We start from the raw sequence: 13,263 nt of genomic DNA, 5'->3' as shown, positions 1-13,263 counted from the left end.
TCTCCGGGCTGTATCAGAACACCCTTCGGCTGTAATGTAGGGTCAATCTGTTTGATTCATAAGCGTTATCTCCTTTCTTTTTCTATAAATTTTACAATGTTTTTATCTCGTTTATAAGTGGTTGCCGTCATGAGAGAGATAGAATTGAGCACGTCGTCTATCTGATTCGAGAGATAGAGTTTGCCCGATATCCGCTTGCCGGTGAGTATCGTGTCGGCTGTCGTGAAGCGAATATTATAATATTTCCCCACCTGTTTGAGCACCTTTTCTATCGGTGTATTGCTGAAAGAAAGGTAGTTGTCTTTCCAACTTACGTAGTCGGCCACGTCCACCGTTTGCTTCTCCAGCTTACCATTAGTCAAGGCCACGCGCTCGTCGGGCTGCATCATCATGCTGCCATTGCGGGGTGTCGTCACCATAACTTTGCCCCTGACGAGCACTACAGCCGGCGCAACCTCGTTCCGATAGGCCAAAACATCAAAGCTCGTACCATGTACCGTCACGTTTATTCGATCGGTATGTACGATGAAAGGTTGCGAAGGACGATGGGCCGCATCTATGAAAATTTCACCATCTACATATATATCGCGCGTACCTTTATTAAAGGTAGTGGGCACGTACACCGTCGTTCCGGCATTGATCCAGAGCCGCGAACAGTCGGCCAGCGTCAGCGAAGCGCGCTTGCCGTGCGGCACCGTTACGCGGCATTCCTTGCCTTTCAGCGCGGCCGCTCTCTCGTTTCCGTAATATACGCGACCGTCCTCGATTCGCATGTTGACAGGCTGCGGCAGCGTCACACTTCGGTCGCCGACCGTCAGCACGATATCTTTTGAATGGAGAATCTCGCCTGTCAGTTCCTTGCTTGCCTCTCCGTGTCCGAACCATTGGCGCATGCCGAGATAGGCCGACGGACTGATCAGCAACAGCAGAATGGCCGCCGCGGCCACCACGCGCCGCAGGAGCAGGCGACGGTGTTTCCGTCGGGTCGCGCTGTCTTTGATTCTGTTGAGTAAGGACTGCCGGTCTGCATAGCGGCAGTCATTGAGGCGCACGCTGTCGCATACGCGAATGGCTTTCTCAAACTCATTTTTCAGTTCCGGACGCGTGGCGATGAATTGCCGCCAATACTCGTCCAGTTCCTTGTCGTGGGTCAGTCGCCACATTACGAACCGGCCGTCCTCGAGCCGGAGAAAGTCCAGATAGGTTTTGATAGGTGGATGATGCGTCGTTTCCATTGTGGGCTGTCGTTTGTCAAAGGACAACGCAACTGCCCGTTTGTAGACACATCATGGAAAGAAATGTTCTCTTTTAACTTTTATTAAATCGGAGATAAAATATGTCGCTTCATCGCTCGAAAAACAAAAGCAGCCCTTTTATCGTGTAAAAGGACTGCTTTGAGCGTGTAAAAGCATAGCTTTCACGACGTAACTAATCAATGAAAATGAAGAAATATCGAAGTTGATGTAAACTAACTGATAATGAGGAGGAAATACACGAATTGGCATAATACTGCTCTATTTGTAAAGGGCAGAAACATGCAGATTTAGGCAGAAGTTCAGTTACCAGAGTGTTACCTTGTTTTGATGTAGGTAACGATGGTGCAGTATTCGGTAACTGAATTATTTTCGCTCGTGTGGCTGTTGCTTTGGTCGGCAGTTTTCTGCGTATGTGAGGAACGCTTTAATTCGGGTAATTTTGCCCACAAATATTAAAGCATATGAAAACAGAGAAAATGAAGGTGTTGCTCTACCTTAAAAAGAGCGGTTTGGACAAGTTGGGGAAAGCCCCGATTATGGGACGGATAACACTTGGAAGGAGTATTGCACAGTTCAGTTGTAAACTTTCCTGCAACCCCGACTTGTGGAATTCACGTGAGAGCAGGATGGACGGCAAGAGCCGTGAGGCGGTGGAGATTAACGGAAGGTTGGAGAACTTGTTGCTTTCCATTCAATCTACCTATCAGTCGCTAATTGCCAAAGGACAGCCATTTGATGCAACTGATGTAAAGGAACAGTTTCAAGGCTGTGTGCAGGCACGATGTATGCTCATCGAGAGATTGGATATGCTCATCAAGGAAAAAGAAAGCCATATCGGTGTAGACATCAAGGAAGAGTCTATGTCCGCCTATCATTCCACTCGGAAACGGTTGCAGGAGTTTATTCAGAAGAAATACCATGTTTCGGACTTGGCTTTCTCACTGTTGACAGAAAACTTTATCTACGAATTACAAGCATTTTGTCTTGGCGAACTCGGTCATCAGCAAAGCACATTTTTCAGAGTTGCAGCAGATTTGAAGACCGTCTGCAGGTTGGCTTATCGTGAGGGGTTGGCTGATACGCTTCTGTTTGATAAAGTACATATAGAACGGGGAGACAAGAAAGTACCCAAGGCACTCGACAAGGAAGCATTGGACAAACTCAAAGCACTCCGCTTTGATGAATTGGAAAAAGAAATGGAAACCGCTCGTGATGTGTTTCTCTTCGCCTGTTATACCGGTGCAGCCTATTGTGATTTGATGGAGCTAAGCAAGAAGCATCTTGTTCGTGATGATAATGGTAGCCTTTGGTTAAAGTTCAACCGACAGAAGACGGGCGTGCTTTGTCGTATCAAGTTATTGCCGGAAGCTGTTCGGTTAATAGAGAAAATGCACAGCGATGAAAGGGAAGCACTGCTGCCTTTCATCAAATATCCCACTTATCAGTCCTGTCTTAAAGCCTTACGACTACGGGCAGGTATTTCTTTTCCCTTTACCTCGCACACTGCAAGGCATACCTTTGCCACGCTTATCACATTGGAGCAGGGCGTTCCTATTGAAACGGTGAGCAAGATGCTCGGACATACGAACGTAAGTATGACCGAACGTTATGCAAAGGTAACACCACAGAAACTCTTTGAAGAGTTTAACCGTTTCCTCTCTTTCACCGAAGATATGCAGTTGGCTATCTAATCTTTATACTTTGTATATTCTTATGCATTCATTCCAAACATTAAAACAACAAGACAATGAGAAGTACATTCAAGACACTATTCTATATCAACAGACAGAAAACAAAGGCAGACGGCAAGACCACCATTCTCTGCCGTATCACCATAGACGGAAAGAGTACCGCCATTACCACAGGCGAGGAATGCAAATCCTCCGAGTGGAACAGCAGGAAAGGACTGACAACCGACAAGAAAACCAATCAAAGAATCGACGAGTTCAAAGAACTTGTAGAAAAGACCTATCAGGAGATATTGATAAAGGACGGAGTGGTAAGCGTGGAACTGCTCAAGAACCGTTTGCAGGGGATAGCCACCATGCCGACAACACTTCTTGCCATGAGCAAGGCAGAACTGCAATCCGTCAAAGAGTGCGTGGGGAAGTCAAAGACGGAGGGAACTTATCAGAACCTGTATTACTCTGACAAGATGCTCACGGAGTTTGTCAAGGACAGAGGAAACGAGGATATACCCATTACTGTCATTACGGAAGATTTGTTTGAAGAATACCGCTTTTATCTTAAAAAGCAGAGACTGGCAGCTGCAACCATCAACCGCTATCTTTGCTGGCTAAGTCGATTGATGTATCGTGCGGTCAGTCAAAGGCTCATTCGCTGTAATCCTTTTGAGAATGCCAAATATGAGAAAGCGGAACAGAAGATACGCTTTCTGCAAAAGAGCGATGTTGCCAAACTCATGGCATTGAGAGTAATTGATAAGGAAGCAGAACAAGCAAGACGGATGTTTATCTTCTCATGCTTCACGGGCTTGGCTATTGCTGATATGGAACATTTGCAATTTGGACACATTCAAACGGCAGCCGACGGACAAAAATATATCCGTAAAGAAAGGCAGAAGACAAAGGTGGAGTTTATTGTGCCCCTGCACCCGATAGCGGAGACCATCATCAATCAATACAAGAAAGAACAACCGAGCATGAAAGAAATGCAGACGGTGAAAGAAAAAGGTGACGACTTTATCTTTCACTGTGCCTGTAGCCGTAGCGTGATGAATGCAAAACTGAGCATCGTGGGCAAGGCGTGTGGCATCAGAGAACGGTTGTCCTATCATATGGCAAGGCACACGTTCGGCACGATGAGTTTAAGTGCAGGAATACCCATCGAGAGTATTGCCAAAATGATGGGGCATGCCTCTATATCCGGTACTCAAATCTACGCACAGGTGACAGACAATAAGATTTCGGAGGATATGGACAAATTGATAAGGAAACATCAAAAAGAAGAAATAAGGGAGGAAGCCGTATGAATGTCAATCACCATCAAACAAAAAGAGAGCGCAGCTATTTCGAGTGGGGCGACAAGATGCAAATCATTCGCAAAGGCAAAGGTGATATAGCCATGACCGAGAGTGAGCTCGTTGACTTCTTCGGTGTAACATGGAAGAAACTCAACTATCGTCTGCAGCAACTACTAAAAGTATCTTCCCTACGTCCCGATGAAAGGGATACAGGGGAGTTGGAAGTATTCGTAAATGGGCTGTTAAAAGGTTATGCCCCACTTTATCCGCTTTCAATCATCATCGCTTTATCTTATCAATTGGACAGCACGGAAGTACACTTGTTCAGGAAATACATCTGTCGAGAACTGCAACGCCCTGTACCTGTGAGGGAGCAGATATACCTAAACTGCAATGGCAGTATCAATTGATACACTTTTCTTTTTCATCGATATCAATCTACGACATAACTACAAAAGATATAAAATTGTGATAGAAAGAAAATTAGAATGTAGTTAGAGAAAGACAAGCATTACTACCCTATGACTACATTCTATTTTTCTTCTTTACTCACTTTCACAAGTTATTATTATTTTGAGTATAATCATTTCATGTATTAAAATGGAATCAGAAACTATACTTCATCTTCACCCACGCTTCGGAGTTCTTACCATACATGGCAAACTTGCCTTTGTTGGCATGGAAATAGTCGTAGCCGGCGGTGAGTTCTATATCGTCGTTGAGAGAATAGGAGGCGGAAAGGCGGTTGAAGATGCCGCCGCTTGCCACGTCGATGTAGGCAAAGGTGGAGAGTTTCAGCGTGTTGTGCAGCAGTTCCTTTGAGAGTCTTGCTGTGGCAAGCCCAGCATTGCGATAGACGGAGAGCGCTGCGAGATTGCCCGATGTGTATTTATGATAATACTGCACGCTGATGTTCCAGTCGTTACCCGGATACCAGTCTACCCCTGCAAGGGCGTTGAGGGTGTTGCGCCGCACGGCATTCTGCCCCAAGCCACTTCCTTGTGCCTCGCCTATGTACTCAGCGACTTCGGCGCGGAGGACAAACTGACCGACGGGCAATGAGCAGTCGGCACCCAACATCGTCATACGGCGGTACTGTCCGTTGATGTGGAGCGTCCTTCCATCGCCCGACAGGGCAGGGCAAAGGGCGGGTTGCTTGTTCCACGTCCGCAAGGCACTCACGGAGAAGTCTATTCCGCTGAGATTGACGCTTGCCCGTCCGCCAAACTCCATATTCTTGATTTTCTTCTCCGGCTTGCCGCTTTCCAAGTCGGTGGTGTAAGGCTGTGGTGCAGACGGCAGGCGTATCGCCCACGGATTGTGCTCGTCTGTCGGCAACACGAAGAAGTCTGCCACAGGATTGCACACGGCTTCAAGGGTGACCGAACCTCTTGTGTATTTTGCACGCAGCCCGTTGACGGGCATGCGAATGTCGTCGTAGTCTTGTGCGAGAAACTCTGTATAGTCAAACGGCGACACGCAATCGGTAACGCGCAGTGCATCCGCCACGCCCCATACGACAATCTGCCGCCCCACGCGCAGGTCGAAGTTGCCCTTTGCATAAGAGAGATAAGCCTCGCGCAATTCCAGTCCTGTGCGTTCTTTCAATATTCCGTTGTAGGTGGCGTTCAGAGATAGGAAGAGCGAAGCCGCCCCTTTCTCGAGTTTGAGTTCTCCCCGCGCCCGAGTCCGCGAAGCCATCCAGTCGGCACGTCCCTCCGTTCTGACGGCATGATAGGTGTCAAGAAAACCTTTCACCTGCACCTGCAAGGCATTATCGTCCGATGCTTCGACCGTTTCCTGTGGAGTGCATTCCGAACCGATGGTGTCGCTATCGGCCGGCAATGTATTATCGATTTGGGCCGCTGCCTGCACCGAGAGTATCGGCACAAGCAAGAGCATAAATAGTTTCATATCAGAGTCCTTTCTCCAGTTGGGAAACAGTGAAAAGATTAGGCGATAGCTTTATGTCGAACTTCTGATTGTCCATACGGATAATGGTTTTGTGTCCCGTCTGTACATTCTCCATCTGCATAAGGTGCATCGTCCAGAAGCCCTGCACTTTATTTATGTTGGAAATCGTGAGCCTACGGTGCAGCTTGTTCAGCTTATCGTAGTATTCCGCCTTTACCGCCATCAGGCAGTCCTGCCGAACCCAGGTGACGCGGCGTGTGTAAATCTCATCCTTGTCGTTGGGTACCGACTCTACCACCCAACATTTTTGACCGCCCAACATTTCTTCGCGCAGAAGCGTATGCTTCTCTTCGTCCACGCTGCGGGCGCTCATATCGTTGTAGGTAAAGTCGCTGCCCATGAAATAATCGGTTTTCGACGACTTCCCGCTGATGCGCCTCGTCTTTTTCATTGCCGGAAGGTAGAGCCACTTGTCGTCCACCTTGGCGGTATTGTCGTAGTCCCAAGTGAGGAATCCCGTACCCTTCACGTCGCCGGGATAGGTGAAGAACATGATTTTCTTCGTATCATTGCCTATGTCCATTGCCCACGATTCGAGTTTCCTCACACGCTTATGGCCGCTCTTCTGGATGAGCGTCATTTCGATGGTAGCATAACGTGTGTCGCCGTCTGCGCGGTTTCTTACTTTCTGCATGATGTCTCTGCCCGACAGCCCTGCTGCCTGCGCGCCGCACACCGCCAGTATGGAGATGAGCAGCAATGTGAAATGTTTTGTTTTCATATCGTTATATTTTATGGTGTTTTGTTGTTACTAAGGAAGTTCGTTTGTCGTTCCTTGGGAAGTTCATTTACCGCTTCCGAGGAAGTCCGCTTATCATTCCCGAACACACGGAGATACTTGAAAAGAATGGGCGTGAGGAAGAGGTCTGCCAGCAGCGCCGACATCATACCGGCCACAGCCAGAATGCCCCAATTGCGCATCTGTGTGCCGTCGGAGAAGACGAAGCCTGTAAACGTAGCCGAGATGACGACTGTGGACATGACGATAGCGAGTCCTTCGGTGCGGAAGGTTTGGTTGATGGCTTCTGCATAATTGCCACACCTGTCGTATGCCACATGGCTGTGGTTGATGAAGTGGATGGTGTCATCGACGGCAATACCCAAGACCATCGGAATGAGCGAGGCTGTCATCATATCGAGCGGATAGCCCAACCACCCCATCATACCGCCCACGATGATGGCAGGGGCAATATTCGGAATCATCCCTACAAGCCCCACTTTCCAGTTGCCGAAGACAAGCACGAGGATAACGCCTATGACCAAGACCGACAACAGCATCGACCACATCTGCCCACGCTCCACATACTGCTGCATCACGGTGAATTGCGGTATACTACCTACCACCGAGACGTGTGCGCCGGGAAAGAGCTTGCGCGCCTCCGCCTGCAAGTCGTTCATTTCCTTTTCCGCCTCATTGGAGTTGTAGTCTTTCATCTCCAATTGCAACCGCAGCCGCTTGTAGTCGTAATCCATCCAGTATTCCGACTCCGTACCGCCCGCATTCTCATAGAGCAACAGCAACTGCGCCACCATATCGGCATTATCGGGAATACGATAGAACTGCTGCTTGTTGCCGTTGAGCGTACAGTTCATATCCTTCACGATGTCGGTGATGGAATTGTGGCGTTTCGTCAGCTTGTAGCCACCCGCAATCTCCGCCAATCGGTCTAGTTTCTGCAAATTCTCCGGCTTCTTGGCGTCGTTGTCGTGCGGCAAGGTAATCATAAGATCGTAGGAATAAATCGAACCGAGATCGGTTTCGCAGAGGTCGAGGAATTTCTTTACGTAGGGAATCTTCCGCCCCATCGTCTTTTCGATGTCGAACGCAGGCTCGATGAAGAAGAGTCCGATACCGCAGAAGATGGTCAGCACAACCGACGAAACGACAATAGAACGATGGTTGCGCATCACGAAACTGCCGAACAGTTCGAATCGTTTGCCGATATATCCTTCAAAACTCTTCGACATATCGGCGGCAGGCTTGCGGTCCTTGCCGAACGACAACAGAATGGGGGTGAGCAGCAGGCAGGTGAGCAGCACGGTAAGCAGACAGAGCGAGGTGTTGATGCCGATGGCTCGCATCGGTACTATCTTCATTGACAGGAACGTCATCATGGCAGCCACGGTGGTAAGCCCCGACAGCAACACACCCCAACCGGTTTCGCCTACGGCTTCCTTGATTGATTCCCTGCGCTTGCCTGTTTCTACGAACTGCGTTTTGAAGAAATTGTACAGGTGAATGTTGTAGGCGATGGAGCAGGCAAAAGTCAGTATCACGGCAATCATTGTCGTGGTCATGTCGATGTAGATGCCCGTCCAGCCGATGATGCCGAAACTGATGAGCAGTCCGAACACGGACGTGAGCAGTGGTGCAACAACGCCGCGCAGCGAACGGGTTACGATGAGCATCACAACGATGGAGATGATGAAGGCAAAGAGGAACAGCCGCCCCAGTTCGCTTTTGAGATAAACGAATTTCTCGTAGCCCAGATAGGGCATTCCCGCGGCGTTGGGCGACAGTTCGGCGTATTTCGCCTTGCCGATGATGTGTCCCGCTTCTTTGCCCGTAATCATATCGGGCGCAATGTCGCTCGTCTTTTTCCACACGCTGTCTTCGGGGAACGGACGCAGTTTCACCATAATCCACGTCATCGTACCGTCGTTTGACACCATCTTCTTTGCCAAATACGGTTTGCTGTATGCTTTCTGCCGGATTGCATTCAGTGAAGCGGCATCAGACGGTATTTCGTCGGGGACAATCTGCTCGATGGTCATACCCTCCTCCGTACCTACGGCAAACTCAATATCGGTAAGCGACGTTACCTTGTCGGCATACGACAGGCTGTCTTTCAGTTCGTTGCTCAGTTCGCGAATGAGCGTCAGGCTGCGTTGGGAGAAGATGTCCTTGTTTTTCACCAGCACCGCCACATAGTAGTCGTTGCCGAAGATAGACTTGAATTCATTGGTCTTGAGCAGCATCGGGTCGTCGCTCACGAAATAGTCGTCGAACGAAGTTTTCATCACGATGCGCTTCGCTCCCACAAACGAGAAGGCGACGATGACTGCGAACAACGCACCGACCACAAGACGGTGGCAGAGTATCCAGTCTGCCAACTGCTTGAACTTACTGTTGATTTTTACGATTTTCATTGTTGTTTTATCTTTGTTGTTATTACTATCTCTGGACGGTTGTCTGTATTATCTCTGATCGGTCGTTATTACTACCTCAGAACGATCATTATTACTATCTCTGAACGATCGCCAAAAACCTTTAATACTTATGTAATTGAACCAATTTGTCCAACTAATTAGACTAATTTGTCCAGCTCATTGGACTCGTCTGTCCAACTTATTGGACAAACGTGTCCAGACCGTACGGTCACCATGCACTCCGTAAGCCATATACTGTTGCTGTTTTCCATAATCCTTTGCGAGCGATTGGTGTAGAGGTATTATTGCCGTTTTTCCTGTTGCAGACGAACCATTCGGGCGAACTCGCCGTTGCGGGTCAGCAGTTCGTCGGGCGTTCCCTGTTCGCTCACCGTACCACCACTAAGCACCACGATGTGGTCGGCATTGCGGACGGTGCGCATACGGTGTGCGATGATGATAACGGTCTTGTTGCGCACCAGTTCTGAAATACCCGCTTGTATTTTCGTCTCGTTCTCGGCATCAAGGCTTGCGGTGGCTTCGTCGAGAAGTATGATTGGGGCATTCTTCAGCAGGGCACGGGCAATGGAAATGCGCTGTCGCTCGCCACCCGAAAGGGTTTCGCCGTTTTCGCCGATAACGGTATCGTAACCTTGCGGCATTCGGCTGATGAAGTCGTCGCACTGCGCCAGTCGGGCAACGTGGCGCACTTCCTCGTCGGTAGCGTCGCGCTTGCCGATGCGGATATTGTCGGCAATAGAGGCATTGAACAGCAATACGTCCTGAAAGACGATGGAATAGTGTTTCAGTAGCGTTTCAGGGTCAATCTTCGAGATGTCGTTTCCACCCACAAGAATTTGTCCGTCATCGATGTCCCAAAAGCGTGCGGCAAGTTTGGCAGTAGTGCTTTTGCCTCCACCCGACGGCCCTACGAGGGCGGTAACGGTGCCTTGGCGTGCCGTGAACGAGACATTGTGCAGCACTTGCTTCTCGGTTTCGTAGGCAAAACTTACGTTGCGGAACTCGATGTCGTAGTTTTCGAGTTGTACGGCTGCACTTCCCTCCTGCGTGGGCATGCTTTCTATTTCCTTCATACGGTTGATGCGCACGTCGAGGAAGGAGAGCAGGGCAAGGTAGTTGCACACTTCGATAATGGGATTATAGACCATTGCCGATGCCAAGAGGTAAGCCAAGTAGGTGAATACCGACACTTCGCCCTTCTGCAACATCCATGCACCCACCAATATAACGGTGGGCATGCCGAGTTTGAGCAGCATTCCGGCGATGTTGAGTAATACTCCTGCCATGAGTTCGTTGCGCACAAGTGCGCGCTCGTAGCCCTTCAGCCGCTTGTCGAAGCTGCGGCAGTATGCCTGTTCGCCACTGTACGACCTTATTTCCTGCATACATTCCAGACCTTCCTGTATCTGTTCGGTTACGCCGCGCTTCACTTTATAGTGCTGAACGAAGGCTTTGTGGAACTGACGGCGCGACAGCAGCAGGGTGGTTACGGCGAGCGGAACGACCCAAAAGAGGGCTAAAGCCAATTGCCAATTGTAGGAGAACATGCCAATGGCGATGATGACGACGCTCAGAGCCGACGCAAACAGTTGGGGAACAGCGTGCGAGAAGGTTTGCTCGAGCATCGTGCAGTCTTCCATCACGGTAGAGGTGAGGTCGGAAAGGTTGCGTTCGCCGAAGAAAGCGAGGGGCAGTCGGCGCAGTTTTTCTGCCACTCCGATGCGGCGTTGCGCACTCTCGTTGTAGACGGTGGTGTAGGTGCTGTCGTACTGTCGGAGGGCTATGAAGAACATAAGCACTGCCAAGAGCAAAGCCACAAGCACATAGAACCACAGCGTGTGCGGCTCGGAGGGAGTCTCGGAGTCGATGTACTCCATGAGGAAGAAGAACAAATAGGTGGGCGGCAGCATCAATGCGAGGTTCATCAATGTAGAGAAGGTGATGCCTTTCCGCAAGTCTTTCGCTCCTTTTTCGGTGAGGGCGAACCGTTGTTGAAGATATTTTATCATAGTCTTGAATCCTTTCTGTTTAGGTTTATAGTTTCCATTCCACCGACTTCTGGTATTCGTTCCACATCTTATAATATAATGCGCCTTGCTCCATGAGTTGTTGGTGGGTGCCCTGTTCGGCTATTCTGCCGTCGTCCACCACGACAATGTTGTCGGCATCTTGCACGGTGGTCAGTCGGTGGGCTATCATAAGCACGGTTTTTCCGCGAGTCAGGTGGGCAAAGGCCTGTCTGATAAGGTGCTCGTTTTCAGGGTCGGCAAAGGCAGTAGCTTCGTCGAGCACCACGATGGGCGCATCTTTCAGAATGGCACGGGCAAGCACTATGCGCTGCTGTTCGCCGCCGGAGAGGTATGTTCCCTCCGCTCCTATCACGGTGTTCAGCCCCTGTGGCAGCCGCTCGATGATTTCCCGACTCTGCGAGAGGTCTACGGCACGGTTCACCTGCTCGATGGTCGCATCGGGATTGCCGTAGCGAATGTTCTCCAAAATGGAGGTCTTGAACAGTCGGGTGTTCTGAAACACGAACGACACGTTGCGCATCAGCGTTGCCTTATCCATGTGCCGAACGTCCACACCACCTATTTTCAAACTGCCTTCGCGCACGTCCCAGAAGCGTGGAATGAGCCTTGCGATGGTTGTCTTGCCGCTTCCGGACGCTCCCACCAGCGCAACGGTCTTGCCTTGCGGTATGTCGAGGTCGATGTGGCTTACGGCATCGTGCTCCGCCGCTTCGTATCGGAACGACACATTGCGCAGGCTGACGTCGAAGGCTGCCGCTTTCTCGGGCTCGGAACTCTCTGGAAGCGGCGGCGTGGCGGTGAGTTTCTCCAATCGGTCTACCGCTTCGTTTGCCAGAAAGAGGTTCTGACTGAGGTGCATGGCTTTCATTACGTTGGCTGCAATGATGGGGGCGATGAGCACATACAGCACCATATCGGAAACGATGATGGCAGTCTCGCCGCCGTGCCCTATCAGTATGATGCCCGTAGGTACAAGCAGAAAGGCGAAAGCATTGATGGCTATGGTGTAGGCAGACATGGGCGTGCGCCACAGAAGGGTGTACCTGATGACGAGGTCGCGGTAGTTGATGATGCTGTCGTGAAAGCGTTTGAACGAGAATACCGTCTGTTGGAAGACCTTCACGACGGGTATTCCGCGTACGTATTCCACGGCTTCGGCACTCATTTTCTCCTGTGCGTCGAGGTACATACGCTGAAAATCGTTGTTCTTAGGGTTCATCATGTAGCCCATGATACCGAAGGCGCACACTATCGGTACCATTGCGGCAATGCCCAACTGCCAATCTACGGCAAGCAGAAGTACTATGATGCCTATCGGAGCCACCACGCTGCCTGCCACATCGGGCAGTATGTGTGCCACGAAAGTGTGGGTCTGACTCGAATCCTCGTCTATTATCTTGCGCATGCGTCCCGTGTTCTGCGTGTCGAAAAAGCCCAATGGAACACGCATCAGCCGTTCCATGGCAGTGCGCCGCATATTGGTTTCGATGCGGAAAGCGGAAAGATGCGAGAGCATGAGGGCGGCAAAATAGAGCAGAACATTCGCCACCGACACCACGAAAGCCGCAATGGCATAGTCCCATACGGGCGTATCGGCAAGGTTTCCGTCGGCAGTGAGCAGCGTGCGCACCACCAACCACAGGAAAATAAAGGGTACGAGCGACAGCAGTCCGTTCACTGCCGACAGCACAACCGAGCAGGGCAGCAACGGCTTGCGCCCTCCCATGTAACGTCCTAAGCGTTTCAGTATTTTTATCATAGCTATTTATATGTATTGAAAAGTTATTGTTCTTACGGTTTTCGGTGTGCCCTGTAGCGGTCGAAAACAGCAGCAGAGGGGCAACGATAG

The 13,263-nt window shown here is 50.1% G+C and carries 9 protein-coding genes; 3 read left to right on the top strand and 6 right to left on the bottom strand.

Features of this window, described 5'->3' with window-relative positions; all coding sequences use genetic code 11:
• Positions 1–65 precede the first annotated feature (65 nt).
• Positions 66–1,235, bottom strand: a complete 1,170-nt coding sequence (locus JHU38_RS00450) for a FecR family protein (RefSeq protein WP_107581556.1) — start codon at positions 1,233–1,235, stop codon at positions 66–68.
• A gap of 482 nt (positions 1,236–1,717) precedes the next feature.
• Here JHU38_RS00450 and JHU38_RS00445 point away from each other — a divergent pair, with 482 nt between their 5' ends.
• From JHU38_RS00445 to JHU38_RS00435, 3 genes are read left to right on the top strand one after another with little or no spacing between them, the layout of a single operon-like run.
• Positions 1,718–2,947, top strand: a complete 1,230-nt coding sequence (locus JHU38_RS00445; protein WP_207859265.1) for a site-specific integrase — start codon at positions 1,718–1,720, stop codon at positions 2,945–2,947.
• A 56-nt stretch (positions 2,948–3,003) separates the two neighbouring features.
• Positions 3,004–4,248, top strand: coding sequence for a site-specific integrase (locus JHU38_RS00440; protein ID WP_207859263.1), 1,245 nt, complete (start codon positions 3,004–3,006; stop codon positions 4,246–4,248).
• Positions 4,245–4,649: a hypothetical protein gene (locus tag JHU38_RS00435; protein ID WP_207859261.1), complete on the top strand. Its 405-nt coding sequence runs from the start codon at positions 4,245–4,247 to the stop codon at positions 4,647–4,649. The genes JHU38_RS00440 and JHU38_RS00435 overlap by 4 nt, the downstream gene beginning before the upstream one ends.
• 196 nt (positions 4,650–4,845) lie before the next feature.
• Here JHU38_RS00435 and JHU38_RS00430 read toward each other — a convergent pair whose 3' ends face one another.
• The 5 genes from JHU38_RS00430 to JHU38_RS00410 all read right to left on the bottom strand — a co-directional run bounded on the left by JHU38_RS00430 (position 4,846) and on the right by JHU38_RS00410 (position 13,173).
• The gene (locus JHU38_RS00430; protein ID WP_207859259.1) at positions 4,846–6,153 is read right to left on the bottom strand and encodes a DUF1302 family protein; all 1,308 of its coding nucleotides are present in this window, start codon (positions 6,151–6,153) and stop codon (positions 4,846–4,848) included.
• Between the two features lies 1 nt (position 6,154).
• Entirely contained in the window at positions 6,155–6,934 is a 780-nt protein-coding gene (locus JHU38_RS00425) for an outer membrane lipoprotein-sorting protein (RefSeq protein WP_207859257.1), read from the bottom strand.
• A gap of 11 nt (positions 6,935–6,945) precedes the next feature.
• Entirely contained in the window at positions 6,946–9,363 is a 2,418-nt protein-coding gene (locus JHU38_RS00420) for an efflux RND transporter permease subunit (RefSeq protein ID WP_207859255.1), read from the bottom strand.
• A 302-nt stretch (positions 9,364–9,665) separates the two neighbouring features.
• Positions 9,666–11,393, bottom strand: coding sequence for an ABC transporter ATP-binding protein (locus JHU38_RS00415; RefSeq protein ID WP_207859253.1), 1,728 nt, complete (start codon positions 11,391–11,393; stop codon positions 9,666–9,668).
• 25 nt (positions 11,394–11,418) lie between these two features.
• Entirely contained in the window at positions 11,419–13,173 is a 1,755-nt protein-coding gene (locus JHU38_RS00410) for an ABC transporter ATP-binding protein (RefSeq protein WP_207859251.1), read from the bottom strand.
• Positions 13,174–13,263 lie beyond the last annotated feature (90 nt).

Source organism: Prevotella illustrans (assembly GCF_017426725.1).
Classification (GTDB): domain Bacteria; phylum Bacteroidota; class Bacteroidia; order Bacteroidales; family Bacteroidaceae; genus Prevotella; species Prevotella illustrans.
This window is presented reverse-complemented; position numbering and strand designations above follow the sequence as displayed.